Raw genomic sequence first — 25,437 nt, 5'->3', positions numbered from 1 at the left:
GTCACATTCCTGGGAAGAGTTGGACGACGAGATCGATGAGCTTGATCCCGATGAACGGTGCGATGATTCCGCCGAGGCCGTAGACGGACAGGTTGCGGGTCAACAGCTTTGACGCGCTGCTCGGCGTGTACCGAACACCGCGTAATGCCAGCGGGATCAGCGCCACGATGACGACCGCGTTGAAGATGACGGCGGCCAGGATCGCGGACTGCGGGCTGTGCAACCGCATGATGTTGAGCAGATCCAGTCCGGGGAACAGGCCGACGAACAACGCCGGGATGATGGCGAAGTACTTGGCGATGTCGTTGGCGATCGAGAACGTCGTCAACGCCCCTCGGGTGATGAGCAGCTGCTTGCCGATCTCGACGATCTCGATGAGCTTGGTCGGGTCGGAGTCGAGGTCCACCATGTTGCCTGCCTCTTTGGCCGCCGAGGTACCGCTGTTCATCGCGACGCCGACGTCGGCCTGGGCCAGCGCGGGTGCGTCGTTGGTGCCGTCACCGGTCATGGCGACGAGCTTTCCGCCGGCCTGCTCCTTCTTGATCAGCGCCATCTTGTCTTCGGGCGTGGCCTCGGCGAGGAAGTCGTCGACGCCGGCCTCGTCGGCGATGGCTCTGGCGGTCAACGGGTTGTCACCGGTGATCATCACCGTGCGGATCCCCATCCGGCGCATCTCGTCGAAGCGTTCGCGCATACCCTGTTTGACGACGTCCTTGAGGTGGATGACGCCGAGCACCGCCGCCTTCCCGTCCCGGATCTGACCGACCACCAGCGGGGTGCCGCCTGCTGCGGACACGCTGTCGACGAGCTCGCCGAGCTGGGCGGGAGCGGTGCCGCCCGCCGCGCGGATCCACTCGGCCACCGATGCGGCGGCACCCTTACGCAGCTGCAGCCCGTCCAGGTCGACACCGGACATCCTTGTGGTGGCGCTGAATTCGATCCAGTTGGCGTGGGTGAGTTCACCCGGGGTGCGGGCCCGCAGCCCGTACTGCTGTTTGGCGAACACCACGATCGAGCGGCCCTCGGGCGTCTCGTCGGCCAGGCTCGACAGCTGCGCCGCGTCGGCGAGCTGTCCGTCCGTCACGTTGCGAAGCGGAAGGAACGCTGCGGCCTGCCGGTTGCCGAGGGTGATGGTGCCGGTCTTGTCGAGGAGCAGCGTGTTGACGTCGCCGGCGGCCTCCACCGCGCGGCCGGACATGGCGAGCACGTTGCGCTGCACCAGGCGATCCATACCGGCGATGCCGATCGCCGACAGCAGCGCGCCGATGGTGGTCGGGATCAGGCAGACCAACAAGGCCACCATGACGATGCCGGTGACGCCGTTGCCGTCGAGCGCCAGTGTGTCCGGCACGCCCGGATTGTTGGCCTTGGAGAAGATCGCCAACGGCTGCAGCGTCGCGACCGCGAACACGAAGATGATCGTCAGCGCCGACAGCAGGATGTTCAGCGCGATCTCGTTCGGGGTCTTCTGCCGGTTGGCGCCCTCGACCAGGGAGATCATCCGGTCGATGAAGCTGTCACCCGGCTTCTGGGTGATCCGCACGACGATGCGGTCCGACAGCACCGTGGTGCCGCCGGTGACGGCGGACCGGTCCCCACCCGACTCGCGGATCACCGGTGCGGATTCACCGGTGATGGCGGATTCGTCCACGGAGGCAATGCCTTCCACGACGTCGCCGTCGCCGGGGATGACCTGGCCGGCCTCCACCACGACGATGTCGCCCTGGCGGAGCAGGGGTGCGGCGACCTCTTCTTCACGCCCGGGTGAGGTCGGCGACCAGCCGGTGAGACGGCGCGCGGTGGTCGATGCCTTCGTCCTGCGCAGGGTTTCGGCCTGCGCCTTGCCCCGGCCTTCGGCGACTGCTTCGGCGAGGTTGGCGAAGACCACCGTCAGCCACAACCAGGCCACGATCAGCCAGCCGAACCAGCTGGGATTCGCGACGGTGCACAGTGTCGCCCATACCGCGCCGATCTCGACGATCAGCATGACGGGGTTGTGCCACAGCGTGCGGGGGTCGAGTTTGCGCAGCGCGTCCGGCAGCGAGTGCAACAGCACCGTCGGGTCGAGCAATCCGCCCTGGACGCGCTTGGGTTGTCCCGAGTGCTCTGGTGCCGGCGACGACACGGATTCGATGGTGGGAACAGACATCAGTGGATTCCTTCGGCAAGCGGGCCCAGTGCCAGCATGGGCAGGAAGGTGAGTGCGACCAGGATGAGGGTGACGCCGGAGACCATGCCGACGAACTGCGGCCGATGCGTCGGGAGGGTGCCCACCGACTCCGGTGTCTTGGCCTGCCTGGCCAGGGATCCCGCCAAGGCCAGCACGAGGATGACCGGTAGGAAGCGGCCGAAGAGCATCGCCAGTCCCAGTGCGGTGTTGTACCACTCGGTGTTGACCGTGATGCCGGCGAACGCCGAACCGTTGTTGTTGGCGGCGGAGGTGAACGCGTAGAGCACCTCCGACAGGCCGTGCGGGCCTGTGTTCAGCATGCCGGCACGCTGACCCGGCATCGCCATGGTGACCGCGGTGCCGGTCAGCACGATCAGCGGTGTAATCAGGAAATACGTTGCGGCGAGCTTGATCTCACGCGGGGTGATCTTCTTGCCGAGGTATTCCGGGGTGCGTCCTACCATCAGGCCCGCGACGAACACGGTGATGATCGCCAGGACCAGCATCCCGTAGAGGCCCGATCCGACTCCGCCGGGCGCGACCTCGCCGAGCTGCATGTTGAACATCGTCATCATGCCGCCGAGGCTGGTGTAGGAGTCGTGGAACGAATCGACCGCACCGGTGGACGTCAGGGTGGTGGCGGCCGCGAAGACCGCGGAGTTCGCCACGCCGAACCGCTGTTCGACACCCTCCATCGCCCCACCGACCGCGGTCGGGACGGTGCCGTGCGCCTGCAGCTGGAACAGCATCGTCAGGCTGACGCTGGCGACGGCGATCACGGCCATCACCGCGGTGATCGCCAGCCCCTGCTTGCGGCTGCCGACCATCCGGCCGAACGTGCGCGGCAGCGCGAACGGAATGAGCAGGATCAGGAAGATCTCGAACCAGTTGGTGAAAGTGTTGGGGTTCTCGAACGGATGCGCCGAGTTGACGTTGAAGAACCCGCCCCCGTTCGTGCCGAGTTCCTTGATGACCTCCTGGCTGGCCACCGGGCCGCCGGGCACGGTCTGCTGCGCCCCGGCGAGGGTGTTGACCACCTCGTCGTGCGGGCCGAAGTTCTGGATCACCCCCGCGGCGACCAGCACGATCGCGCCGATGACCGAAATCGGCAGCAGCACACGAAGAGTGCCGCGCACCAGGTCCACCCAGAAGTTGCCGAGTTCGCCCGTGCTGCGCCGAGCCAGGCCACGCACGAACGCCATGGCGACGGCCATCCCGACCGCGGCGGAGACGAAGTTCTGCACGGCCAAGCCGGCCATCTGCACCAGGTGCCCCTGGGTGGACTCACCCGAGTAGGCCTGCCAGTTGGTGTTGGTCACGAAGCTGACCGCGGTGTTCCACGCCAGCGCCGGTGTCATCTCGGTGCCCGGCTCGTCAAGGTGCAGCGGCAGCTTGCCCTGCACGAGCTGGAACACGAACAGGAACGTCACGCTGACCGCGGAGAACGCCAGCACGGCGCGGGCGTAGCCACCCCACGTCTGCTCGGCTCCGGGGTTCGCGCCGATCAGGCGGTAGACCACCCGTTCGGCCCGCAAGTGCTTGTCGGAGCTGTAGACCCGGTACATGTAGTCGCCGAGCGGCACGTGCAGGCCGGCGATCACGACGATCAGTGAGGCGAGGAAGACGATCCCCGCGACGGTCGATGTCACTAGAACCTCTCCGGGAACAGCAGCGCCGCGGCCATGAAGAGCGCGATCAGGATCGCCAGCCCCAATCCGATGCCGTTGGCGGCGCTCACAGCCGCTCCACCAACTTCTGCACCAGGCCGAACAGCGCGAAGATCGCGACCGTCAGCACCAGGTAGACCACTACGGACACCATGACTCCCGTTCCACTCGATATCGGACGAGAGCCGAAGCTAGACCCGGTTTGCGGGCGGAAACCGGTTCTTGACGGTTTGTTGACGCCCCCGAGGCGTTTGTTTACGGGAATCGATTCGGGCGCGGCTGCCGCGCCACCGAATTCCGTGACGTATCGGGAAGCACGTCGGCTGCAGGAGCTCGCTCACCGGGTCGCAGCCGCCGACATCGCGCGCAGGGAGGGGGACTCACGCCCGTGGCCTTCGAGGCGTCGTGGTGGCATGTGTACAACGACATGGCCGCCGGTGAGGCGGACGTCAGACACACCGGACCGGCGGACCGATGAGCGACCTGCTGTTCGTCGTGGCGATGCTGATGTTGTGGGGGTTGCTTGCTGCGGATCCGTGTCCTCGATCTGCGCGACGCCCGAGCAGACGCGTGCGCCTAGTTGCGGAACCGCCTGAGGTACCCCACGAGCCGGCGGGCGGGAACCGGCTCGGGCCAGTCGTCCGGACGGAAGTGGGCGTCGGTGCCTCCATCCACGAAGACGATACTGCCGCAGAGGAAGTCGGCCGCGTCGGACAGCATGAACCGGATCCAGTCGGCGAGTTGACCGGCGTCCCCGAAACCGCCCACCGGGACGGGGAACCGCTGGACCGCCTTGGCCTGCCGCGGCGACGCCAACTGCTCCTCGAGCAGCGGCGTCATGATGGCCCCGGGTGCCAACGCGTTCAACCGGATACCGGCGCGCGCCCACTCCGGCCGGACCGCATGGCGCCGTACCCAGCGGCTGACGGCGATCTTCGACGCCGCGTAGATGAGCGCCGGCGCCACCGGTCCGAACAGCCGCACCGCGCGAACCGCCTTGTCGACGTCGCCGGCGAGCAGCGCCTTCACCGCGCGCTCGGGCACCATCGGCGTCGTGGTGGTGGAATTACTGGAGATGACAACGACTTTCGCATTGCCGGCAGCCGCCAGCGCGGGTCGCCAACCCTCGAGCAGTTCGACGACGCCACGATAGTTCACCTCGGCGATCAGCCGCGCCCGTCCCGCGCCGTTGCCGGGCCCGATACCCGCGGCGAGCACGGCGCCGTCGAGGTGACCGTCCGCTGCACTGATCACCTGCGCGACCGCCCGTGCGCGTCCGTCGTGGGTCGACAGGTCGGCGACCACGTCGGCCTCTTTCAGATCGACGCCGATGACCCGGTGACCGTCCGCCCGCAACCGGTCGACCGTTTCGCGTCCCATTCCCGATGCCGAACCCGTTACCGCATAGGTGCCCATGCCCGAGCCCTCCCCATGTGATGTGTTGTGGCACCGACTTTGGCACACCGGCCCGGCCGACATCACCGCGGGGCGCCACCGTCAGACCTACACTCGCGAGATGGCGGAACCGCCGATCACCGATGACGGCCACCACGTCGTGATCAACGGACGGAAATGGCGCGCCACCGACCCGTCGATACCCGCAGAACGCCGGGCGGAGCTGACCCGAATCCTCATGGCGTGGCGCAGGGAGGTGCGGCGCGCGATGGGCACCGAAAATGAACCGGCGGCGCGGGCGGGCGTCCACGCGGCGAAGGTGGCGCTGGGTGAACGCGGCACGCCGCCGTGGTGGGACCAGACCGACGCGCAGCGCCGGGCGCGATGGCAGGCCGACGTCCCGATGCCCGGCGGACCGTAGGATCGGGACGACGAGAGGACCAGACATGCCGGAGAACACCGTGGTCGTCGGCATCGACGGCAGCGACAGTGCGCTGCAGGCCGCCCGCTGGGCGGGCGCGGTGGCCGCCGCCTGCGGTTCGTCGCTCCACATCGTGCACGCGATGCCGAGCATCGGGCGCAACCTCACCGAGACCGCCGCAGCCATCCAGGCGGCGATCATGACCTACCAGCGCGACTCCGCGCTGATTTTCCTGAGGGCCGCGAGTGACGCCGTCCGAAAGGACCGGCCCGAGCTCGCCGTGACCACAGAGGCCAGCGAGACACCCGTCGACGAGGCCCTGATCGATGCCAGCGGTGCGGCCCGGCTGATCGTGCTCGGCGGTAAGGACGTCACCGGCGCGGCCGCGGTCCTGCTCGGCTCGACGACGCTGCGGGTGGCCACCCACGCGGTGTGCCCCGTCGTGGCGTTTCGCGGTGACAAGGTCGCGGTGTCGGACAAGCCGATCGTCGTGGGCGTCGACGGCACCGGCGCCGGCGCCGGCGTCCTGGCCACGGCGTTCGACTTCGCGAAAGCGCTGAACGTCGGACTCGTCGCCGTGCGGTCCTGGACCACCCGGGCACCGGCGGGTGACGTCACCATCCCCTTCCTGATCGACTGGGACGCACTGGAGACGGCCGAGTGGTCCGCGTTGACCGGACTCGTGGACGAATGGCGTCAGCGCTACCCCGAGGTGAAGGTGGAATGCGCGGTGGAGACGATGTCACCGGGCCGGGCGCTGTTGAGCCACGCCGCCGACGCGCAACTCGTGGTGGTCGGCAGCCGAGGCCGAAATGCGCTGGCCGGTCTGGTGCTCGGGTCGACGAGCATGAACCTGCTGCACCACAGCCCGATCCCGGTGATGGTCACCCGAGCGCAGGCCGACTGATCACGGCACCTGCGGTCTGATCTCCTCCACTACCCACTGGGCGTAGTCGAGGTACTCGTCCACACCGCTGACCGGCGGCAGCGGCACGGCACTGACCGTGACGCCCTGCTCACTGAGCCAGCACAGCCGGTCGACGATTTCCGCCGCAGCCATACCCGGTCGGCCGTTCGGGTCGTCGCGTGCGACATGGCCCTCACCGACCCGGGCGGTCCCCAGGCCGTGGACGACGTCGAACGGCCTGCCGTCGTAGCCGGGCTGGGATGTGATGAACGCGACCCGTTCGGCGATCCTGTCGGGCGGGGTGAGGAACGACCACCAACCGGACGCGTACTTCGCCGCCCGCCGCAGCGCGGCATCTGCGTCGCCGCCGATCCAGATCGGCAGGTGCGGTTTCTGCACCGGTTTCGGCTCGAACGCGACGTCGTGGAACGACACGAACTCACCCTCGAAGCTGGGGGAGTCGCTGGTCCACAGTTCGACGATCGCCGCGAGGTACTCATCGGCGATGCGGCCACGCTTGTGGAACGGGACGCCGAGCAGCTCGAATTCCCTTTCGAGCCAACCGACCCCGAACGTCACCATCATCCTTCCGCTGCTCATCCAGTCCGCGGTCGCGAGTGCCTTCGCAAGCACGATGGGATGCTGGAGCGGTAGCACGGTGATGCAGGAGTTCAGGCGAATGCGTTCGGTCGCACCGGCGAGGTAGGCCTGGGCGACGGTGGACTGCAGGTAGTGCGGCCCGGACAGTTCGACGTGCTCACTGGGGATCACGAAATGCTCGGGGACCGCGATCATGTCGTAGCCCCACGCGTCGGCGCACTTGGCCATCCGGGTCTGGTCGGCGCCGGTGACCGACTCCTCCCAGGGTTGCATCATCGCCTTGAGCCGCAGCATGTGCGGCAGGTTGAAGACGAGTTTCACCCAGAGCCTCCCTGCGCTACTTGAGCATGCTGCCCGCGTCCACCGTAACGGGAAGTCCCGTGATGTAGCGGGACTCGTCGGAGGCCAGGAACAGGACGGCGTTGCTGATGTCGATCGGTTCGACCCAGCCGACGGGGAGCACGTGCATGAACTTCGCCGCCACCGCGAGGTCGTCGACGCCGGGGTTCTCCAGATCCGGCCGGAAGAGCTTCTTCGTGCCCTCGTTCATGAACAGCGGCGTGTTGACGTTGGTGGGGCACACCGCGTTGACCCTGATGGAGTGCTGCCCGAGCTCCACCGCGAAAGTCCGCATCAGCCCGATGACTCCGTGTTTGGCGGCGATGTAGTGACCGGTGTGCGGGTACGGTTTGAGCCCGCCCACCGAGCTGGTGAGGATGATCGACCCGCCGTGACCGCCCGAGAGCAGGTGCGGGACAGCGGCTTTGACCGTTTTCCAGACCCCGGACAGGTTGACGTCGATCATGTCGGTCCAGTCGTCCTCGCTGGTCTTGTCGAGCGTCTGACCGCCGTTGCCGATGCCGGCGTTCGCGACGACGATGTCGAGTCGGCCCAGCTGCTCGACCCCGCTGCGGACCACGGCGTCGAGCGCGTCGAAGTCCCGCACGTCGACTTCCGCGGTCACGATGCGGCGGTTGAGCCCCTTGACCAGATCGGCTGTCTGAGCGAGGTCGTCGGGCGTGGCCGGCGGGATGTCGGTGTTGCTGCTGATCGGCCCGCACACGTCGACGGCGATGATGTCGGCGCCCTCCTCAGCCAGCCGCACGGCGTGACTGCGGCCCTGTCCGCGCGCGGCACCCGTGATGAACGCGACCTTGCCGTCGACCCGACCACCCATGTCGCCACCTCTCTGATTTCGCCTTCCGATCAAAACTGATCGGTCGATCAGGAGCGTGGCATCGCAGCCGTGGGTTGTCAACCCTCCTGGGGTGCGGAGTCGAGCAGGCTCAGCTGGTGTTCCATGAACCGGCGGAGCTCGTCGTGTCCGAGCGTGACGCCGACCGCGCTCTCGTTGCACAGGCTGCGGGCGGTCTGCGCGATGAGCATCGACACCGCGGTGGGCGGGTACTTCTCCAGGTCGACGCCCCGGGCGCGCAGGGCCACCGTGACCGCCGCGGTCTCGATGTCGCGGACCCGTTCGGCGTAGGACTTGAGTTCGGTGCGGATGGCCTTGCGGTGGTTGGCGAGTGCCATGAACTCGGCGTTCAGGCCGGTGAGTCGTTGATCGCTGTTCATCCGCCACAGCGTCTGTAGCGGGTCCTCGTCGGTAAGGGCTTCGCGCATGCGTTCCAGCGAGACCTCCGCACCCGCCCGCAGCACCTCGACGAACAGGTCGTCCATGGTGGGGAAGTAGTAGTAGACGAGTGCCTGTTTGACGCCTGCCTCGGCCGCCACGCGGCGCGACGTCGCCGCGGCGTAGCCCTCGTCGCGCATGATCTTGGCGGTCGCCTCGATGAGGCGATGTCGGGCTCCGGTGTCCATCCGGGCTTTCCGGGGCGCTGTCATTCAGCGAACCGTCGCTCGGAGAATCCTTGACCGCCCGTCGGGCACCGTGATAGGCATGGCGCATTCTATCAACCTGATCGATCGATCAGGATACGGCCGTGTCAAAGGAACTGATCGTCGTGACCGATCTCGCCTCAGTCGACTACTTCTCCGACCCCGACGTCAGCCAGAACCCGTACGAGTACTGGGACCGGCTGCGCGAGCAGGGCCCCGTCACCAGGGAGCCACACCACGGTGTGGTGGCGGTGACGGGTTACCAGGAGGTCATGGCGGCCTTCCGGGATCACGACCACTTCTCCGCGGTCAACGCGATCGGAGGGCCGTTCCCGCCGCTTCCGTTCGAGCCCCGCGGTGACGACATCACCGCACAGATCGAGGCGCACCGCCACCTGTTCCCGATCCACGAACACATGGTCGTCATGGACCCGCCCGCCCACGAGCGGGCCCGGTCGCTGCTCAGCAGACTCCTCACGCCGCGTCGCCTCAAGGAGAACGAGGACTTCATGTGGCAGCTGGTCGACCGCCAGATCGACCAGTTCATCGGCAACGGCAGGTGTGAGTTCCTGTCGGAGTACGCGAAACCTTTTGCGACGTCGGCCATCATCGATCTGCTCGGGGTCCCCGAACGCGACCGCCCCGAGTTCCTCGCCGCGCTCGGGGCAGAGCGCTCGGACGGCAGCCGCGTCGGGGCGCTCGACGGCGAACCGGTGGGCCTCGACCCGCTGCAGTATCTGGACGACAAGTTCGCCGGATACCTGGCCGAGCGACGCCGCCAACCCCGTGAGGACGTGCTCTCCGGAATGGCGACCGCGACCTATCCCGACGGCTCTATCCCGGACCTGATGGAGGTCGTCAAACCCGCGACGTTCCTGTTCGCCGCGGGGCAGGAGACGGTGACCAAACTGCTCAGCGCAGCCGTCCAGACCCTCGGGGACCGACCGGAGTACCAGGACATCCTCCGCGAGGACCCCGGCCGGATCCCGGCGTTCATCGAGGAATCGCTACGCATGCACGCGCCGACGAAGGTCGACTTCCGGTTGGTCCGCAAGACCACGACGCTGGGGGATGTGCCGCTGCCGGCCGGCACCGTCGTGATGCTGTGCCTGGGGGCCGCCAACCGCGATCCCCGCAAGTTCGACGATCCCCACGAGTTCCGGCCGGACCGCAAGAACGTGCGCGAGCACCTGGCCTTCGGGCGCGGGATCCACACCTGCGCGGGCGCACCGCTCGCGAGGGTCGAAGGCAAGGTCACCGTGCACCGTCTGCTGAATCGTCTGCGCGACATCACGATCGACGAGACGGTGCACGGTCCGAGGGAGCGCCGGACCTACAGCTACGAGCCCACCTTCCTGCTCCGCGGGCTGACGAAGCTGCACATCGAGTTCACAGCCTCGTGACGACGAGCGCTCAGCGGTCTTCGGCGGCCCACTCCTCGGTGACCCGCTGCTTCTGCTCGCTGATCATCTGATCAAGGTGGGCGGCCTTGGGCCAGCCGTAGTGCGCCGCGAAATGCAGTGCCAGTTCGTCCATCTCGTCAAACGACAGGTCACGGCTCTTGAGCGCGGCATACACGTGGCTCAGGATCGGATAGGGAGCGTCCTGGAACGCCACGCAGGTGACGGTGATCAGCCTGCGTTCCTTCCTGCCGAGGCCGGGCCGTAGCCACATCTCTCCGAAGACGAAGTTCAGGATGCCCGCACCCGAGTACGGGTTGTCGCGGGTCGGTGCGAACGGCAGGCAGTTGATGTCCTTGAAGGCCTGTTCGCCGACGGTCAGCCGTTCCTCCGGGTCGACGGGAGTGTCGAGGGATGGCATCCGTTCCGGCGGCGGGACCTGCTGGCCACGGTCACGGTGGATGCGGTCCCACAGCTCGTCGACGATCATGTTGAACCGCGCGGCCTTCGGCCACCCGGCGTATACGGCGAAATGCAATACCGCCTCGCGCATCTCGGTGATCGTCACGTCCCCGCTGTTGAGCGCGGCATAGACGTGGTCGCGCAGCGGTGCCTCCGCATCGGCGGCCGCGACGCAGGCCAGTGTGACGAAGCGCCGTTCTCTGCGGCTCAGCCCGGGACGCTGCCACACCTCGGCGAAGACGAAGTCGGCGAGCCGCGCCATGGCGGGCGAATGCGGCTCCGGAGCGGGCGTGGTCATCACCTCCGCATACGCACGTCGAACCCGCTCGTAGGAGTCGACGTCCGGTTCACCGCAGCGAGACACCGGCATCCACCTTGAACTCGAGACCCGTGACGTACCGGGATTCGTCGGAGACCAGGAACAGCACCGCATTGCTGATGTCGATCGCTTCGGCCATCACGATGGGCATCGCGTTGAGGAAGATCGGCACCAGGTCGGGCCGGGCCTCGCCGAGCAGCGCGTGCAGCGACTCCGGGCGCATCCCGGTCTCCACGCCAGTGGGGTGCACGGTGTTGACCCGGATGTCGGCTGCGGCAAGTTCATTGGCCAGAGCGCGGCTCAACCCCACGACCCCGTGCTTGGACGCCGTGTACGGGGTGTGCAGCGGGGTGCCCTTCACACCGGCCGCCGAGCTGATGTTGATCAGGCTGCCGCCCCGCTTCATCAGGTGGGGCAGCGCGGCTGCGCACGTGTTCCATGTGCCGATCAGATTGACGTCGACGACGGCGCGCCACTGCTCGGACGTGGTGGTGTCCCACGTCCCGACGGTGAGTACCCCGGCGTTGGCGACCGAGGCGTCCAGCCCGCCCAGCTGTGCCACTCCGTCGTCGACCGCCGCCGACAACGCCGCCGCATCGCGGACGTCGACGACGTGGCTGACCACCCGGGCGCCCTGCTCTTCGGCCAGCCGTACGGTCTCGTCGAGTTCTGCCGTTGTGGCAAGGGGGTATTCGAGTTCCGGGATCGACCGGCAGATGTCGATGACGATGAGGTCGGCGCCTTCTTCGGCCAACCGCACCGCATGGCTGCGACCCATTCCGCGGGCGGCTCCCGTGATCAGTACGCGTTTACCCGCGGCGCGTCCGCTGCGGTCGCTCACAGCTTGTTGCAGAAGCCGGCGTCGACGGGGAAGGTCACCCCGGTGACGAATCGGGCCGCGTCGGAGACCAGGTAGGCGATCGCGCTACTGATCTCCTCCGGCTCCAGCAGCTGCACCGGCATCGGATTCTGCAGGTGCGGTCCGCCGTCGGGATAGTTCTCGAGGAAGGCGGTCATCGCGGGGTTGACCGCCATCATCGTGTTGACGGCCGTCGGGTGCACGGTGTTCACCCGGATGCTCTGTGGTGCAAGCGCGTTCGCCAGGGTGCGCATCAGTCCCACGATGCCGTGTTTGGAGGCCGAATATCCGAGGCCGCCACCCTGCAGACCGCCGAAACCGCGTAAGCCGGCGGTCGAGCTGGTGAAGACGATCGCCCCTCCCCGCTGACCGGCGATCAGATGGGGGATGGCCGCCTTGGCGGTGTGGAACGAGCCGACCAGGTTGACGTCGACCACATCGGTCCACATCTCGAGGTCTTCCTCGATGGTCAATTCGCGAAAGGCCATCGGCGCGATACCGGCGTTGGCGCAGACGATGTCGAGACGGCCGAAGTGTTCGACCCCTGCGTCCAGCGCTGCCTTCAGCGCGTGGAAGTCCCGGACGTCGGCGATCGAACCGAGCATTTTTCCGCCCTGAGCCTCGACCAGAGCGACGGTCTCGTCGAGCTCGTCGCGGCGGGCCATCGGATACCCGTTGGACGCGATGTCCGTGCAGATGTCGACGCCGATGATGTCTGCGCCGTCGGCCGCCAGGCGGATCGCGTGGCTGCGGCCCTGCCCGCGGGCGACGCCCGTGATGAACGCGACCTTGCCGTCCAGAGTGCCCATCGATCCTCGCTTCGTTGCGGTGGGAGAGTTAGTAACTGCGTTACTGGTTCCGCACGGTAACCTAGTTACTCACGCGTGGCAAGGGAGTTGAGCGGATGGACGGAACCGGGAACCGAAGTGAAGATCGGTTGCTCGATGTCGTGGTGGAGATCCTCGGCGCCGACGGCTACGACGCGGTTCAATTGCGGGAGGTCGCGCGGCGCGCCCGTGTCTCGCTGAGCACGATCTACAAGCGCTATGCCACTCGCGACGAGCTGATCCTCGCCGCGCTGGAGGCGTGGATGGAGGACCACCGCTACTCCGGGGTCACCCCACACGCCCGGGATGCGGGCACGTCGCTCTACGAAGCACTGATGGACCTGTTCCGCACGATCTTCGAACCGTGGGAACAGCATCCGGGCATGTTGACGGCGTACTTCCGCGCCCGGTCATCGCCGGCGAGCGGGCAGAAACTGCTGCAGCGGGGCCTCGACGTCGTGGTTCCCGCCGGTCTGGAGCTGCTCGCAGGCGTCGACGACGACTTCATCGCCGACCTCAACGCCGTCGTCGCCAGCGTCGTCTACGGGCTGCTCGGCCGGTTCTCCACCGGCGAGATCGTTATCACCGAGATCCTCCCGACCCTGGACCGCACGGTCTACTGGCTGACCGCGGGTTACGAGGCCAAGCGCTCAGCGCTCCCCGTACATGCGCGCGATGTCCGGTGAATCCAGCCAGCCCGAATAGGTGGGCCGCTTCGGCCACCCGTCCGGGGAGTCCTGCCATTCCTCCTGGCGGCCCCACGGCAGGAGGTCGATCAGCGCGAAGCTGTGGCTGAGTTGTTCGGTACCGCGGCCGTTGGTGTGCCACGTGCGGAACACGGTGTCACCGTCGCGCATGAAGACGTTGACGCCGAAGCCGCCGCCGGGCGGGGCGTCGACGTCGGCGCCGAATGAACTCTCTGACGACGAGTACCAGTCCATCTTGTTGCCGACCTTCTCGCGGTACGCCAGCGCTTCCTCGATGGGACCGTTCGTCACGATGACGAACCGGGCGTCGTAGTTGTCGAGGAATTCGAGCCGGGTGAACTGCGACGTGAAGCCGGTGCATCCGCCGCACTGCCATTCCTGGCCATCGGTCCACATGTGGTTGTAGACGATGAGCTGCCTGCGGCCCTCGAACACGTCCGCCAACCGGACCGGTCCCTGCGCCCCGATGAGGGTGTAGTCCGGCATCCGCACCATGGGCAGGCGCCGGCGCTGTGCAGCGATCGCGTCGAGTTCACGGGTCGCCGCCTTCTCGCGGCGGCGCAGATCCTCGAGCGCTGCGCGCCAGGTCTGTTCGTCGACTTCGGGCGGTAGCGCCGGGGCGGCATCGTGCAGCGGGCGGTCGGGCGTTCCAGTGGTCATCGCGGTCTCCCCGTCGGTCGTGCGACTCGTTCTCTGGTACTGACCAAGTGTCGCGCCGAAAGTCATCGCAGGGTGCTACTTGTCGGACCTTCGAACTAGTGTTCGAATCATGGCTGGGGAGTTCAGTGCAGCGGTCGATCGCCTGAGGGTGGTGGTCGCCGATCTGCAGACCGCCGCGTCGGTGGCGATACCGGCTGGCGTGAGGTGCGACTTTGCTGCTGGCCCCCATTGGCCGCGGCCGTCCTATCGGGTGGAATCGGTTCACAGCAACCCGAGCCGACAGGAGACGCGCCCATGCCCGTTCCACATCCCCACGGACGACGTGGCCGTTGCGCATCGATCGCTGGTGCGGCACTGGCGGTGGCCGGGTTGGTCGCGGCACCGACTGCCGCGGCGGCGCCCTGTCCCGACGTCGAGGTGGTGTTCGCCCGCGGCACCGGTGAGCCCGCCGGAATCGGCGTCGTCGGTGAGAGTTTCGTCGACAAGTTGGAGAACGACATGGGTGGCAAGTCGGTGAGCACGTACGCCGTGAACTATCCGGCGTCCTACGACTTCCTGGCGGCAGCGGATGGTGCGAACGACGCCAGCGCGCACGTGCAGGGCACGGTCGCCGCATGCCCGGGCACCGCGATCGTGCTCGGCGGCTACTCGCAGGGCGCCGCGGTGATCGACGCCATCACGGCGGCCCCGGGTCCCGCACTCGGGTTCACCAATGTGATGCCGCCCCAGATCGCCGACCATGTCGCCGCCGTAGCGGTGTTCGGCAATCCCTCCGACCGGATCGGGCTGCCGCTGACGGCCGTCAGTCCGCTCTACGGCGCCAAGACCATCGACCTCTGCACTGTCGGCGATCCGATCTGCTCCGTCGGTGACGACCGCGCCGCCCACAGCCTGTATGTGCAGTCCGGCATGACGTCGCAGGCGGCGACGTTCGCCGCGCAGCGCCTGTCCGCTACGGCGCCACAGACGTTGGCGTGACACTCGAACCGCGGTCCGGCAGCTCCCCGAGCAGCTCGTCGAGGAAGCCGCCCGCTTCCCGCGCCGCGCGCTCGACGTCCCCGGCGGCGATCGCGTCGACGAGCCCGCGGTGCTGGATCCGTGGCGACATCCGGGTCTCGCTGGTGGTCGCCACGCTCGCGGTGACCACCTCGGTGAGCCCGCGGTACAACTCGGTCAGTACCGCGTTGTGCGACGCCCGCACCACGGTGAAGTGCAACTCCGCGTCCGCCAGCACGAACTCGTCGTGGTCGTCGAGTGCGTCGCGACGGGCGAGCAGCGCACGCATCTCGGCGAGGTCCTCGTCGGTCCTCGCGGCGGCCGCCAACCGGGCGCCCTCCACTTCGAGACAGCGCCGGACCTCGAGCACCTCGCGCAGTTCGGAACCGCACAGCCTGCGCAACGCCCCGGACACCTCGCTGGTGGCGCGGACGTAGGTGCCGTCGCCCTGACGGACCTCGAGGATCCCGCCGTGGGCGAGCGCACGCACCGCCTCGCGGACCGTGTTGCGCCCGACGCCCAGCGCCGCGACCAGCGCGGGCTCCGTCGGTATCCGCGTGCCCACCGGCCATTCGCCAGAGGACACGGACTCGCGCAGTTGAGCGATCACCTGGTCGACCAGGCCGGCGCGACGTGTCGTGGCGAGCGGCACAGAAACTCCATTCGTCCAATCATGGGATGTATGGGACGATACCTCGGTGAACGGCAACACGCGCGTCAACACCACATCGGGTGAGGTGGGCATCGTCGACGAGCACGCTCTCGGCGTGCGGGCCGCCGGCGGCGTGTTGCTGACGATCGCCGTCATCCTGACCGCCCTGAACCTGCGTCCCGCGATCACCAGCGTCGGACCGCTGCTGGGCGAGATGCGCGATTCCATGGGCGCGACCGCGACGTGGGCCGGTGTGCTGACCACGCTGCCCGGATTGTGTTTCGCCGCAGCCGGATTGGCGGCGCCGTGGCTGTCGCGGCGAATCGGCCTGAGCCGGGCCATCAGCGTGGCGCTGACCATCCTGATCGCCGGACTGCTCGTCCGTGTCCTCGACGGGCCGTACGTGGTGCTCGGCGGAACGCTGATCGCCACGGCCGGTATCGCCCTGACCAACGTGCTGATCCCCGTCGTGATCAAGGGGTCGTTTCCGGCCCGCGTCGGCTTGATGACCGGCGTCTACACCGCTGCGCTGCAGGGCGGCGGCGCACTGGGTTCGGCCGTGACCCCCGGTCTGGAAGGCGCTTTCGACGGTTGGCGCAGCGCGCTGGCGTCGTGGGCGGCCGTTGCCGCGGTCGCGCTGGCCGTCTGGCTGATCGCCTCCCGCGGGATCCCGGGATCGAAACCGTCGACCACCCGCGTCAAGGGGCGGTCGCTGCTGCGCAACCGGCTGGCGTGGACGGTCACGCTGTTCTTCGGCTGTCAGTCGCTGCTGGCCTACGTGATGATGGGCTGGCTGCCCGAAGTGTTCATCGACAGCGGCGTCAGCAAGTCGACGGCAGGCCTGCTCGTCGGGCTGATGTCGCTGATCGCGGTGCCGATCAGCATCTTCGTCTCACCGCTGGCGGCCCGCTCGTCCAGCCAGAGCGGCTGGATCGTCGGTCTGGGGGTCATCGGTGTCGCCGGTGTGATCGGCCTGCTCGTCGACCCCGGCGCCGCCCCGCTGCTGTGGACCGTGCTCGTGGGGCTGGGCCTCAGCGTGTTCTCGCTGGCGCTCACCGTGATCGCACTGCGGGCCCGCACCACCGAGGACACCGCCCAGCTGTCCGGCATGGTGCAGGGGTTCGGCTACCTACTCGCCGGGCTCGGCCCGTTCCTGTTCGGGCTCCTGCACGATCTGACCGACGGCTGGACGGTGCCGTGGACCATGGTGCTGATCGTCTATCTCGTCCAGATGTTCATGGGCGCGTTGGCCGGCCGGAACCGGTACGTCTGACCGGTCCGCGCGACGACTTACTCCGGCCACTCCGAGTTCTTGATCACGTCGACGAAGTCGATCCGCCGGAAACCGGGAACGAAGTGTTCGAGCACGTCGGCGTTCACGGTGCCGAACGTCGTCGCCGGGCGGTCCTGGAAGCCCTCGGTGAACGCCTGCAGGATGCGGTTCTTGAAGTCCGGCCGCGGATGCGCCTCGGTGACGGCCGCCCGCGCTTCGGGGCCGATGACGTCGAGGCGCAGACCCAGCACATCGGTCTCCACCCCCGCGGTGGTCGCCGCGATCACCGGATTCAGTCGATAGGGCACTTCGGGTGTGGTGTGCAGCGCGATCGCCGTCCACACCACGTCCGCGGGCTCGCCTGTGACGTCGTGGGACGCCAGGAACTCGCGCGCGGCGTCGGCGCTGTCCATCTCGAAGCGCTGGCTGGTGCCCCGGTAGGGCGGCACCAGTCCGGTGTCGTGGAACAGCGCTGCGACGTAGAGCAATTCGTCGTCGGGACGCAGATCCAGCGCTCTGGCCTGCAGACTGCCGAAGAGGTACACCCGGCGCGAGTGGTGAAAGATCAACTCGTTGGTGGTGTCGCGAATCAACTCCGTGGCGTCCCGGGCCAGTCGGCTGTCGGGGATCTTCACGCCGGCGATCTCGTCTGCCATCGGTTCGTCCTTTCCGTGTGTCCTCGATCGGAGATGGCCACCCCGATCGTCACCTCCGACTATCGGCCGGCCCCCACACCGGCGCCGCACACAACCGGCCCAAAACCGTTCACATCCGGACACGGAGACCGCTATGACTGAGAGGGTGACCGCTCCCGCCCACCACGTGGTGGTCCTTCTCTACGACGGCATCCAGATGCTCGACGCCACGGGCCCCGTCGACGCGTTCGCCGCGGCCAACACCGCCGGTGCCCACTACCGAATCACGCACGCGTCGATCAGCGGCCGGGACGTCACCGCGAGTTCAGGCGCCCGCCTCGGCGTCGAGGCCGCCGCCGACGACGTGAGCGCACCGATCGACACGCTGCTCGTCCCCGGAACTCCCGAATGGCAGGCCGGCATCTCCGACCGTGTCCTCGTCGAGACGGTGCGCGCGCTGGCCGAACGCAGCACCAGGACGGTGGCCATCTGTGCCGGCGCCTTCCCGCTCGCGGCGACCGGACTGCTCGACGGACGCAGAGCCGCCACCCACTGGCGGCTCGCCAGGCACCTCGCGGCCCGCTTCCCCGACGTCACGGTCGACCCGGCGGCCATCTTCGTCACCGACGGTCCGTACACCACCACGGCCGGCGTCACCGCGGGCATCGACCTCACCCTGTCGCTCATCGAACGCGACCACGGCCCGGCCCTGGCCAGGGAAGTCGCGCGCGAACTCGTGGTGTTCATGGCGCGGCCGGGGGATCAGTCCCAATTCAGTGTGCGAACCGAGGCCATCCCGACCACCAACACCGTCGTCCGCACCGCGATGAACACCGTCACCGCCGACCCCGGCGCCGACCACTCACTCGACAAGCTCGCCGCGGCCGCCGGAGTGAGCGCACGCCACCTCAGCAGGCTCTTCCGCGACGAGACCGGTTACACACCACAGCGTTTCGTCGACCGCGTCCGTCTCGAGGCCGCCTGCAACCTGTTGACCAGCGGGCCGCACTCACTCGACCACATCGCCGAACACACAGGGGTGGGGTCGAGCACCTCACTGCGGCGGTTGTTTCACCGCGAACTCGGCATCACACCGGGTACCTACCGGCAGCGCTTCCGCACCACCCACCGCTGATCGGCTCAGCACAGCCCGTCGAGGGTGGAGTTCAGGGCGTCCAGATCGCGCTTGAGCGCCTGCTGACCGGGATCGTCGTCCGGTGCGCCCGCGGTCGCCGCGGCGCCGAACTGCATCAGCTTCATCCCGAACTGGCGCACCGCCTCGGCGATGTCGGCCGGTGTCGCCGGTTGCACGCTGGCGAGCAGGTACTGGCCACCGCCCATCAGTGACACCCGCGCGTTGGCGGCCACCGCCAGCACCCCCGTCACGTCGTCGTCCCCGCCGGGCGACGCCAGGTGGGTGTTGGTGGCGACGCCCGTGCGCACCTGGTCGTAGGCCTGGCAGGCGGAGTCCTTCGCGGCCGCCTGCGTCGCGGCGTCGTAGGTGGGCTCGGAGCGGGCCTGCCACCACGTCCACCCCGACAGGATCAGCGCTGCGGTGGCGATCAGGAGGGCGACGACGGCAAGCGCGGTGGCTCGCGAGCGCACGGCACCGTACGGCTGTGGTCCCGGCGGCATGCAGGAGATCGTAGTGCGACCGCGGCGACGGGCTGGCATGGTGGCAGGGTGAGCGTGCGAACGACGGTGTGCCGGCTGACCGCGGTGGTGGCCGGCGGTGCCGTCGCGCTCCTGGTCGGCGCCGCACCGTCGCAGGCGGACCCGGGCACGGATGACTCCCTCGTCGGACCGTCCGCCACCGCGACGGAGCCGTCGGCGGAACCGTTCGGCGTCGGCGCGACCGCCACCGACACGTTCGGCGGGTATCTGCCCGAAGGGGCCGAGCTGACGGCGTTCGACGTCGAGAACCCGACGGTCGGCCGGCTGGATCCGGCGCTGCTCGCCGCCGTCCAGGAGGCCACCCGCAGCGCGGCGGCCGACGGCGTCACGGTCGAGATCAACTCCGGATGGCGCTCCGTCGGCTTCCAGCAGCGGCTGTTCGAGGACGGGGTCCGCACGTACGGCAGCGTGGAGGTCGCCCGCCAGTTCGTCGCGTCCCCGCAGACCTCGATGCACGTGGTCGGCCGCGCGGTCGACGTGGGCGGACCTGATGCCGCCGCCTGGATGTCGCGCAACGGTCCGCGGTTCGGGCTGTGTCAGGTGTACGCCAACGAGCTGTGGCATTACGAGCTGACCGCCGACGCGGCAGGGGTCTGCCCGCCGATGAAGCCGAACGCGACGGGCTGATGACCGCGTCGGGCGAATCCGCGGCGACCGCCGATGTGGCCGGCTCACTGATCCTGACCTCGGACTACCGGGTCGCCGACCCGGCGCGGGTGTGGCCGCTGCTCGAACGGCGCCGCGACGAACTCGCCGCACTCGGTGCCCATCACGTCTTCGTGCACACCTCGGTCAGCGAACCTGACCGGGTACTGGTCACGATGGCACTGCACACGGCCGAACCGGTCGCAGAACTGTTGCGCTCACAGGTCTTCTTCGAGTGGTTCGACGCGGTGGGTGTGGAGGATCTGCCCGCGATCTTCGCCGGCGAGCTCGTCGAGCGCTGTCACTTCGACCGCTGGACGGCCAAGGCGCCCGCGGTGGTGATCGCCGGGGTCACCGTTGTGCAGGACATCGGGGTGCTGCTCGATCAAGTGCATCGCACACATGAACTGTTCCGCCGCAACGGGATTCAGAACGTGTGGATCTTTCGCGCGTTGGACGACCCCAACGAGGTGATGTTCCTGCAGGACGTCGACGACGCCGACAGCGCCCGGCGCTGGCTGGAACGGCCGGAGACGGCGGCGAAGTGGCTCACCGAGGCCGGCGTCGGCGCGTACCCGCCGGTGTTCGTGGGCACGCTGCGGCACGTGATGCGCATCGACGTCGTCGAACCCGCCAACGGCGGTTAACCCAGCGCCGCGAGAGGCTCGCGCAAACCCCGCGTCTGCCAGAGATTCAGCACGTTGGTCAGCATCTGCAGCGGGGCGCGCAGCCCTTCGTCGTCGCGGATGCGGGGGTCCGATCGCGTGGCGTGCGCATCGGCGTCCGACAGGCGGCGGTGAATCCGTGCCGGGACGTCGAGCAACCAGGTGATGCCCATCAGCGCCATGTAGAGCAGGACGTGCCGAACCAGCACATCCCCGTCGGGGCGCGGGCCGCCCGCTGCGGTCACCTCGCTGCAGAACAGCGCGATCAGATCGTCGAAGTGGTTGTCCCACAGAACGGTTTCGGCGCCGCACAAGGCACCCCAGAGCGCCATCGCCACGTTCATCTGGCTGACGCAGCCCCAGTCCATCAGGCCGCACTGCAGGACGTCGTCGCCGTCCCGCCAGAACCACGCGTTGTCGACGTTGGCGTTCCAGTGGCACAGCGCGATGTGGTCCTCGGCCTCGCGCAGCGAGCGCCAGATCGCCTCCTCGCGGCACAGCACCTCGGCCGCCTCGTCCCGCAGGCGCGCCAGGAACTCCGGCGACCGCACATTGGGCGGCAGCAGTCCCGGATGCGCCGCACCGAACTCACTGAGTCGTGACAGCCTGTGGTGCAGCTTTTCCGGCGACAGTGGCACCGACTCGCCGACCGTGGAGGCGCGCAGGTCGACCGGAAAGGCTGAGGAAAGGTCGTCGGGCAGCCGCCCCGACCGGTGGGTGCCCGCCAGCCTGGCCACCGCCGTCACCAGCGCACGGTAGTGCTCCTCGGGACGCGGCATCTCCGTGTCCAGGCATTTGTGGTACTGGCGCTCGATACCGTTGTGTCCGAATGTGATCCGGTCGGTGATCAGGATTCCCGTCCCGGTGCCGGCGTGATAGTCGGCGAACCGCGGGTGCGGCACCGCGATCGGGAAGCCGGGCGTGCGCGCCAGCACGGCGAACACCACCTCCGAAGCCATCTGGGTCCGGCCGCGGTCACGGACCGGGTCGTCGAAGTCGCGGGAGAATTTGACGAACAGATCCGTCCGCAGACCGGGCTGCGGGTGGGCGTACTCGACGTCGAGCAGCAGCTTGCGTCCGGTGCTGCCGCCGGTGAGCTCCTCGCACCGGCCGACCCGTGCCACCTCGTTGTCCTCGCCCAGGGCGCCGAATGCGCGGAACGCCTTGGTGAGAAACGCTTCTCCGCCGTCACGCAGGGCGGCGGCGGTGGCGGGTACGGGCAGGCCGAGGTGGTCGCCGACGACCCAGTCACCCGTCACCATGTCTGCGTGTCGGTCGTCACGTCAGGGCTTGTTCCGTCCCGAACGACTGAGCCGCCACTCGGGCGGGAAGTTCATGTCGTTGTCCTTGACGACGTTGTTGAGCCCCTTCTCGAACGTGCCTTCGGTGAGGTCGACATCGTTGTCCCGATCGTTGGCGATCAGCGGGAGCATGCCCTCCACCATGCCGGTCAGCAGGCTGCCGAAGTACTCACCCTTGTGCTGCTTGTACAGCTCGAGGAACGTCTTCTGGACGGCGACGGTGTCGGTGGGACGCGACCGCGAGCACGCCATCGCGTACTTGAGCGTCTCCTCTTCGAGCTTCTCGCGGGGGACGACGCTGTTGAGGAAGCCGCACTCGTACATCTCCTTGGCGGTGAACGGCCTTCCCGTGAACAACATCTCGGAGAATTTGCGCAGGCCCATCGTCTCGGCCCACCACCACAGCCGCGGCCCCCAGCCGACGTAGCGGAAGGCGGGATGCCCGAACAGGGCGTCCTCGGACGACACCACCAGGTCGGCGTCGCCGGCCTGGTAGAAGTGCCACCCGTAGCAGTACCCCTTGGCCTCGATGATGCTGACCTTGCGCAGCTCCTGCAGCGGGCGGTTACCGGCCCGGGCCTTCGCGTAGAAGTCGGTCACCGTGGACAGGTAGCGGTAGGAGTCGCCGGGGGGATACGTGACGTTCTCGTCGTTGATGGCCAGTTCGTGCAGCAGCGGCATGCCGGGGTTCTCCAGCATGTCGCGCTGTTCGGGGAGGTCGCCGCCGCTGCCGAAGTCCTCGCCCTCACCCCGGATGACCACGACCTTGACGTCGTCGTCGACGTTGCACTTGTGGATCAGGTCGGCGTAGTTCTGACGCATGCCCATCGTCGTGGAGTTCTGCGCGTCCGGCCGGTCGAAGGTGATGTAGGCGATCCGGTTCTTGACGTCCTTCTCGAACTTGATGAAGGGTTCGGCGTCCTTCTTCATCTTCTCGAAGTCGTATTCACGCTTTTCGTGTTCGGGCATGTGTCATCTCCGTCTGTGCCGCAGGGCAATCCGCCGTCAGTCTGTCAGCGCGGCCGGAGATTCGGGCCGTTTACACTCACCGCTTAAAAGCGGCGGCTATTGGGCGTCCTCGTCCGGGGTGACCTCGACCAGCAGGGCCATCCCGTGGTGCGGGGGCATCTCGACGGTGAAGCTGTGCAGATCGTCGACCGTGGCGAAGACGTTGCCGGTGAACATGTCCGACACCGATGCGCCGGGCGGCAGGGTCTCGGAGCGCACGGTGCCGGCGACCTCCTCGTTGGCGAAGTTCAGCACCGTCAACTGGAAGCGGGCCTCTTCGGCCAGTTCGTGCACCATCACGAGCATGCCGCGGTGCGATACATCGGGGATGTCGATCTGGCGGCTCGTCGCGATGCCGTAGTGGGACCGCACCCGCAGGATGGCCTGCAGCTGGCGGGCGAAGCTGGTCTCGTCGCCGAGCTGATCGGGAAGGGGCCCGTAGAGGCTGCGCCCGCGCGGCATACCCGCCAACGACTGTGTGGCATCGGGATTCACGCCCATCAGATCGTGGGCGGCCCGGTGGATCCACCGGGTGTCACCCTCACGCAGAAGCTCGGCGATCTGTTCGGCGGGCAGGGTCAGCATGCCGCACAGATCCCACCCCGACAGCGCGAAGACCCCGGGTTGCAGCGCGTTGAACATCGCCAGCAGCAGGTGCACCCGGCGGATCTGGTCGATGCGCGAGGAGTTGGGTTCGATCTCGTCGAGGTCGGTGATGCCGAGAGTGGCGGCGATGACCGTCGCGGTGGTGCAGGCGATTCCGTTGGTGGTGAACACCCGGTTGTAGGGCGCGTTCTCGCCTGTGAGGTGTTCGGTGAGGTCCCGGCGGATCGTCTCGCCGAGCGCCTCGCCGGTGATCTCCTCGCCCTTGTAGGTGTAGATGTCGTCACGGTGGCCGGTCGACCAGTGCACGAGCTCGTAGGTCAGCTCGTCGTGGTTCTGCAGCGCGTGGATCAGCGAGGCCGGGTCGACGCCGAGTTCCAGAGTGGTGCGCAGCGTGAGCCGCAGGAACTCGGTGTCGGCGGTGGCCAGCGCGTGGTGATAGGCGGGCCGGTTGATGAAGTCGTAGGACAGGTCGGCGCCCGCCTCACCGATCTCACGGATGTCGTCGATGGTGAGGTTGAGCTCCTGGAAGGTGAAACCGCCCACCTTGCGCACCATGCTGGCGATCAGGTGGTTGGCCGCCTCGGACAACGGGTGGCCCTCCGACCACGCGGTGCTGTCCTCGGCCGCCGTCTTCTCCGCGCCGAGAAAGCCGTTGGCGTCCAAGCGGAGTCCGCCGGTGCCCAGGTCGGCCAGCGAGTGTAGGGCGTCACCGATCACCAGGCGCATTCCGGCGAACGATGGGTCCAGCCAGTTGATCGACGGCTGGCCGTCCTTGAAGTAGTGCAGGTAGACCCAGCGGCGCTCCACACCGTCGACGCCGAGCACCGGCCGGGTGACACTCCAGTTGGTCTCCTTGATGCCTTCGGCGTAGAAGATCACCCGCTGCAGCCGGCCGATGATGTACCCGGCCTTGTCCAGCCACTCCTCGGTGGCCGGATCGATGTTGACCGAGTCCACGCCGACGGGCACGTCGGGCAGGTGCTCCCAGTCCCGCGGGTCGATCTCCACCATGTGGTAGATGCCCGGGTAGTCCGCGTATTTCATCTCCGCGAGCCGGAAGTCGGCGCCCTTGCCGGTGTGACCCGGCACGATGTCGTCGATGATGGTGCCGCCGTACCAGTTCGCCGTCCCGCACATCTTGCGGAACTCGTCCTCGGTACCGAACGCCGGGTCGATCTCGGTGCTGATGCGGTCGAAGTGCCCGTCGACGCTGGGCGTGGTCTGCCACCCGGCGATGCCGCCCGCGCGTTTCACCGGGCCGGTGTGGATCGCCTCGATCCCGATGTCCGCGAACGCTTTCCACATGTCGTCGTTGGCGAGCGCCTGCAGGAACGACTCGTTGGGGCGGGTGATCAGCGACAGCGGATAGGCGGTGAACCACACCGACGCGGTCTCCACCGCACCGCGCGGGCTCGGCGTGGCGTAGGGGTTCTGCCACATCGAACCCTGTCCGGAGAACTGCTGGCTGATCTGGTTGGCATCAGCCAGCATCGACTGCGACAACAGCCACGACACATAGGCCGGGTTGTCGGCGCGCGCCGGACCGTCCTGCGCCACCGACCGCCGGGTGAACGGCGCCTTCACCCGGGGACGGAACCTCAGCGAGCGCGGCCGCGCGGGATGCAGGTATTCGTCGAAGGTGATCTCGCTGGGCTCGTTCGTCTGATCGTCGGTGCCCGACCCGGCCTGCTCGTCGGTGCCCGACTCGGCCTCGTCGTCGAAATCCGACTGTCTCGCCTCAGACATGCA

General features: G+C 67.9%; 26 protein-coding genes. 9 read left to right on the top strand and 17 right to left on the bottom strand.

Annotation, left to right across the window (positions count from 1 at the left end; translation table 11 throughout):
* Nucleotide 1 precedes the first annotated feature (1 nt).
* The 4 genes from kdpB to G6N30_RS19060 all read right to left on the bottom strand — a co-directional run bounded on the left by kdpB (nt 2) and on the right by G6N30_RS19060 (nt 5,253).
* The gene (gene kdpB / locus G6N30_RS19080) at nt 2-2,149 is read right to left on the bottom strand and encodes a potassium-transporting ATPase subunit KdpB (protein WP_134058039.1); all 2,148 of its coding nucleotides are present in this window, start codon (nt 2,147-2,149) and stop codon (nt 2-4) included.
* On the bottom strand, nt 2,149-3,819 hold the full coding sequence (gene kdpA / locus G6N30_RS19075) for a potassium-transporting ATPase subunit KdpA (protein ID WP_134058037.1): 1,671 nt from the start codon (nt 3,817-3,819) through the stop codon (nt 2,149-2,151). Before kdpA ends, kdpB begins: the two co-directional genes overlap by 1 nt.
* Entirely contained in the window at nt 3,819-3,908 is a 90-nt protein-coding gene (locus tag G6N30_RS27305) for a potassium-transporting ATPase subunit F (protein ID WP_134058035.1), read from the bottom strand. The genes kdpA and G6N30_RS27305 overlap by 1 nt, the downstream gene beginning before the upstream one ends.
* 505 nt (nt 3,909-4,413) lie before the next feature.
* Nucleotides 4,414-5,253, bottom strand: a complete 840-nt coding sequence (locus G6N30_RS19060; protein ID WP_134058033.1) for an SDR family oxidoreductase — start codon at nt 5,251-5,253, stop codon at nt 4,414-4,416.
* A gap of 100 nt (nt 5,254-5,353) precedes the next feature.
* On the opposite strand from G6N30_RS19060, the gene G6N30_RS19055 reads away from it, so the two are divergent.
* Both G6N30_RS19055 and G6N30_RS19050 read left to right on the top strand, forming a co-directional pair.
* Nucleotides 5,354-5,653 carry a hypothetical protein gene (locus G6N30_RS19055; protein ID WP_134058031.1) on the top strand — a complete coding sequence of 100 codons (300 nt, stop codon included), beginning with the start codon at nt 5,354-5,356 and terminating at the stop codon, nt 5,651-5,653.
* A 25-nt stretch (nt 5,654-5,678) separates the two neighbouring features.
* Nucleotides 5,679-6,560 (top strand): universal stress protein, encoded by an 882-nt coding sequence (locus G6N30_RS19050; RefSeq protein ID WP_134058029.1) that lies wholly within the window; start codon nt 5,679-5,681, stop codon nt 6,558-6,560.
* Here G6N30_RS19050 and G6N30_RS19045 read toward each other — a convergent pair whose 3' ends face one another.
* The 3 genes from G6N30_RS19045 to G6N30_RS19035 form a co-directional block, all read right to left on the bottom strand.
* Entirely contained in the window at nt 6,561-7,481 is a 921-nt protein-coding gene (locus G6N30_RS19045; RefSeq protein ID WP_163687673.1) for a TIGR03619 family F420-dependent LLM class oxidoreductase, read from the bottom strand.
* A 16-nt stretch (nt 7,482-7,497) separates the two neighbouring features.
* Nucleotides 7,498-8,337: a mycofactocin-coupled SDR family oxidoreductase gene (locus G6N30_RS19040; RefSeq protein ID WP_134058027.1), complete on the bottom strand. Its 840-nt coding sequence runs from the start codon at nt 8,335-8,337 to the stop codon at nt 7,498-7,500.
* 77 nt (nt 8,338-8,414) lie between these two features.
* Entirely contained in the window at nt 8,415-9,005 is a 591-nt protein-coding gene (locus G6N30_RS19035; RefSeq protein WP_134058025.1) for a TetR/AcrR family transcriptional regulator, read from the bottom strand.
* 119 nt (nt 9,006-9,124) lie between these two features.
* Between G6N30_RS19035 and G6N30_RS19030 the strand changes: the two genes are divergently transcribed.
* On the top strand, nt 9,125-10,402 hold the full coding sequence (locus G6N30_RS19030; protein ID WP_134059222.1) for a cytochrome P450: 1,278 nt from the start codon (nt 9,125-9,127) through the stop codon (nt 10,400-10,402).
* Between the two features lie 10 nt (nt 10,403-10,412).
* Here the strand turns inward: G6N30_RS19030 and G6N30_RS19025 are convergent, their stop codons facing one another.
* From G6N30_RS19025 to G6N30_RS19015, 3 genes are read right to left on the bottom strand one after another with little or no spacing between them, the layout of a single operon-like run.
* On the bottom strand, nt 10,413-11,159 hold the full coding sequence (locus G6N30_RS19025; RefSeq protein ID WP_407664664.1) for a carboxymuconolactone decarboxylase family protein: 747 nt from the start codon (nt 11,157-11,159) through the stop codon (nt 10,413-10,415).
* 49 nt (nt 11,160-11,208) lie between these two features.
* Nucleotides 11,209-11,958: a mycofactocin-coupled SDR family oxidoreductase gene (locus G6N30_RS19020; protein WP_407664756.1), complete on the bottom strand. Its 750-nt coding sequence runs from the start codon at nt 11,956-11,958 to the stop codon at nt 11,209-11,211.
* Nucleotides 11,959-12,017: 59 nt separating this feature from the next.
* Nucleotides 12,018-12,848, bottom strand: a complete 831-nt coding sequence (locus G6N30_RS19015; protein WP_134058019.1) for a mycofactocin-coupled SDR family oxidoreductase — start codon at nt 12,846-12,848, stop codon at nt 12,018-12,020.
* Between the two features lie 95 nt (nt 12,849-12,943).
* Here G6N30_RS19015 and G6N30_RS19010 point away from each other — a divergent pair, with 95 nt between their 5' ends.
* Nucleotides 12,944-13,552: a TetR/AcrR family transcriptional regulator gene (locus tag G6N30_RS19010; protein ID WP_134058017.1), complete on the top strand. Its 609-nt coding sequence runs from the start codon at nt 12,944-12,946 to the stop codon at nt 13,550-13,552.
* On the opposite strand, the gene G6N30_RS19005 is transcribed toward G6N30_RS19010, so the two are convergent.
* Nucleotides 13,517-14,233 carry a DUF899 domain-containing protein gene (locus G6N30_RS19005; protein ID WP_134058015.1) on the bottom strand — a complete coding sequence of 239 codons (717 nt, stop codon included), beginning with the start codon at nt 14,231-14,233 and terminating at the stop codon, nt 13,517-13,519. The two genes, G6N30_RS19010 and G6N30_RS19005, sit on opposite strands and share 36 nt — an antisense overlap.
* 294 nt (nt 14,234-14,527) lie before the next feature.
* On the opposite strand from G6N30_RS19005, the gene G6N30_RS19000 reads away from it, so the two are divergent.
* Entirely contained in the window at nt 14,528-15,211 is a 684-nt protein-coding gene (locus G6N30_RS19000) for a cutinase family protein (protein ID WP_134058013.1), read from the top strand.
* Here the strand turns inward: G6N30_RS19000 and G6N30_RS18995 are convergent.
* The gene (locus G6N30_RS18995) at nt 15,186-15,881 is read right to left on the bottom strand and encodes a FadR/GntR family transcriptional regulator (protein WP_134058011.1); all 696 of its coding nucleotides are present in this window, start codon (nt 15,879-15,881) and stop codon (nt 15,186-15,188) included. The genes G6N30_RS19000 and G6N30_RS18995 overlap by 26 nt on opposite strands.
* Nucleotides 15,882-15,927: 46 nt before the next feature.
* On the opposite strand from G6N30_RS18995, the gene G6N30_RS18990 reads away from it, so the two are divergent.
* Nucleotides 15,928-17,154 carry a CynX/NimT family MFS transporter gene (locus G6N30_RS18990; protein WP_407664663.1) on the top strand — a complete coding sequence of 409 codons (1,227 nt, stop codon included), beginning with the start codon at nt 15,928-15,930 and terminating at the stop codon, nt 17,152-17,154.
* A 17-nt stretch (nt 17,155-17,171) separates the two neighbouring features.
* On the opposite strand, the gene G6N30_RS18985 is transcribed toward G6N30_RS18990, so the two are convergent.
* On the bottom strand, nt 17,172-17,810 hold the full coding sequence (locus tag G6N30_RS18985) for an HD domain-containing protein (protein WP_134058009.1): 639 nt from the start codon (nt 17,808-17,810) through the stop codon (nt 17,172-17,174).
* Between the two features lie 133 nt (nt 17,811-17,943).
* Here G6N30_RS18985 and G6N30_RS18980 point away from each other — a divergent pair, with 133 nt between their 5' ends.
* On the top strand, nt 17,944-18,924 hold the full coding sequence (locus G6N30_RS18980; RefSeq protein WP_134058008.1) for a GlxA family transcriptional regulator: 981 nt from the start codon (nt 17,944-17,946) through the stop codon (nt 18,922-18,924).
* A 5-nt stretch (nt 18,925-18,929) separates the two neighbouring features.
* Here G6N30_RS18980 and G6N30_RS18975 read toward each other — a convergent pair whose 3' ends face one another.
* The gene (locus tag G6N30_RS18975) at nt 18,930-19,424 is read right to left on the bottom strand and encodes a hypothetical protein (RefSeq protein ID WP_179965497.1); all 495 of its coding nucleotides are present in this window, start codon (nt 19,422-19,424) and stop codon (nt 18,930-18,932) included.
* A gap of 48 nt (nt 19,425-19,472) precedes the next feature.
* Between G6N30_RS18975 and G6N30_RS18970 the strand changes: the two genes are divergently transcribed.
* Together G6N30_RS18970 and G6N30_RS18965 are read left to right on the top strand one after the other, a co-directional pair.
* Entirely contained in the window at nt 19,473-20,090 is a 618-nt protein-coding gene (locus G6N30_RS18970; protein ID WP_134058006.1) for a M15 family metallopeptidase, read from the top strand.
* Nucleotides 20,090-20,755, top strand: a complete 666-nt coding sequence (locus G6N30_RS18965; protein WP_134059213.1) for a fatty-acid--CoA ligase — start codon at nt 20,090-20,092, stop codon at nt 20,753-20,755. Before G6N30_RS18970 ends, G6N30_RS18965 begins: the two co-directional genes overlap by 1 nt.
* Here G6N30_RS18965 and G6N30_RS18960 read toward each other — a convergent pair.
* From G6N30_RS18960 to treS, 3 genes are all read right to left on the bottom strand, one after another.
* The gene (locus tag G6N30_RS18960; RefSeq protein ID WP_179965496.1) at nt 20,752-22,035 is read right to left on the bottom strand and encodes a hypothetical protein; all 1,284 of its coding nucleotides are present in this window, start codon (nt 22,033-22,035) and stop codon (nt 20,752-20,754) included. The two genes, G6N30_RS18965 and G6N30_RS18960, sit on opposite strands and share 4 nt — an antisense overlap.
* A 21-nt stretch (nt 22,036-22,056) precedes the next feature.
* The gene (locus G6N30_RS18955; protein WP_134058002.1) at nt 22,057-23,043 is read right to left on the bottom strand and encodes an enoyl-CoA hydratase/isomerase family protein; all 987 of its coding nucleotides are present in this window, start codon (nt 23,041-23,043) and stop codon (nt 22,057-22,059) included.
* Between the two features lie 96 nt (nt 23,044-23,139).
* On the bottom strand, nt 23,140-25,434 hold the full coding sequence (gene treS / locus G6N30_RS18950; protein ID WP_134058000.1) for a maltose alpha-D-glucosyltransferase: 2,295 nt from the start codon (nt 25,432-25,434) through the stop codon (nt 23,140-23,142).
* Nucleotides 25,435-25,437 lie beyond the last annotated feature (3 nt).

This window comes from Mycolicibacterium litorale (genome assembly GCF_010731695.1).
Lineage (GTDB): Bacteria > Actinomycetota > Actinomycetes > Mycobacteriales > Mycobacteriaceae > Mycobacterium > Mycobacterium litorale.
The sequence above is the reverse complement of the archived record's forward strand: the minus strand, read 5'-3'. Positions and strand labels throughout refer to the sequence as shown.

Bases quoted from the DNA above. Each gene is read 5' to 3' on its own strand.
- kdpB (WP_134058039.1), bottom strand. From the start codon at position 2,149: ATGTCTGTTCCCACCATCGAATCCGTGTCGTCGCCGGCACCAGAGCAC.
- G6N30_RS19060 (WP_134058033.1), bottom strand. From the start codon at position 5,253: ATGGGCACCTATGCGGTAACGGGTTCGGCATCGGGAATGGGACGCGAA.
- G6N30_RS19055 (WP_134058031.1), top strand. From the start codon at position 5,354: ATGGCGGAACCGCCGATCACCGATGACGGCCACCACGTCGTGATCAAC.
- G6N30_RS19050 (WP_134058029.1), top strand. From the start codon at position 5,679: ATGCCGGAGAACACCGTGGTCGTCGGCATCGACGGCAGCGACAGTGCG.
- G6N30_RS19040 (WP_134058027.1), bottom strand. From the start codon at position 8,337: ATGGGTGGTCGGGTCGACGGCAAGGTCGCGTTCATCACGGGTGCCGCG.
- G6N30_RS19035 (WP_134058025.1), bottom strand. From the start codon at position 9,005: ATGACAGCGCCCCGGAAAGCCCGGATGGACACCGGAGCCCGACATCGC.
- G6N30_RS19025 (WP_407664664.1), bottom strand. From the start codon at position 11,159: ATGACCACGCCCGCTCCGGAGCCGCATTCGCCCGCCATGGCGCGGCTC.
- G6N30_RS19020 (WP_407664756.1), bottom strand. From the start codon at position 11,958: ATGGGTCGCAGCCATGCGGTGCGGTTGGCCGAAGAAGGCGCCGACCTC.
- G6N30_RS19015 (WP_134058019.1), bottom strand. From the start codon at position 12,848: ATGGGCACTCTGGACGGCAAGGTCGCGTTCATCACGGGCGTCGCCCGC.
- G6N30_RS19010 (WP_134058017.1), top strand. From the start codon at position 12,944: ATGGACGGAACCGGGAACCGAAGTGAAGATCGGTTGCTCGATGTCGTG.
- G6N30_RS19005 (WP_134058015.1), bottom strand. From the start codon at position 14,233: ATGACCACTGGAACGCCCGACCGCCCGCTGCACGATGCCGCCCCGGCG.
- G6N30_RS19000 (WP_134058013.1), top strand. From the start codon at position 14,528: ATGCCCGTTCCACATCCCCACGGACGACGTGGCCGTTGCGCATCGATC.
- G6N30_RS18985 (WP_134058009.1), bottom strand. From the start codon at position 17,810: ATGGCAGACGAGATCGCCGGCGTGAAGATCCCCGACAGCCGACTGGCC.
- G6N30_RS18980 (WP_134058008.1), top strand. From the start codon at position 17,944: ATGACTGAGAGGGTGACCGCTCCCGCCCACCACGTGGTGGTCCTTCTC.
- G6N30_RS18975 (WP_179965497.1), bottom strand. From the start codon at position 19,424: ATGCCGCCGGGACCACAGCCGTACGGTGCCGTGCGCTCGCGAGCCACC.
- G6N30_RS18965 (WP_134059213.1), top strand. From the start codon at position 20,090: ATGACCGCGTCGGGCGAATCCGCGGCGACCGCCGATGTGGCCGGCTCA.
- G6N30_RS18960 (WP_179965496.1), bottom strand. From the start codon at position 22,035: ATGGTGACGGGTGACTGGGTCGTCGGCGACCACCTCGGCCTGCCCGTA.
- G6N30_RS18955 (WP_134058002.1), bottom strand. From the start codon at position 23,043: ATGCCCGAACACGAAAAGCGTGAATACGACTTCGAGAAGATGAAGAAG.
- treS (WP_134058000.1), bottom strand. From the start codon at position 25,434: ATGTCTGAGGCGAGACAGTCGGATTTCGACGACGAGGCCGAGTCGGGC.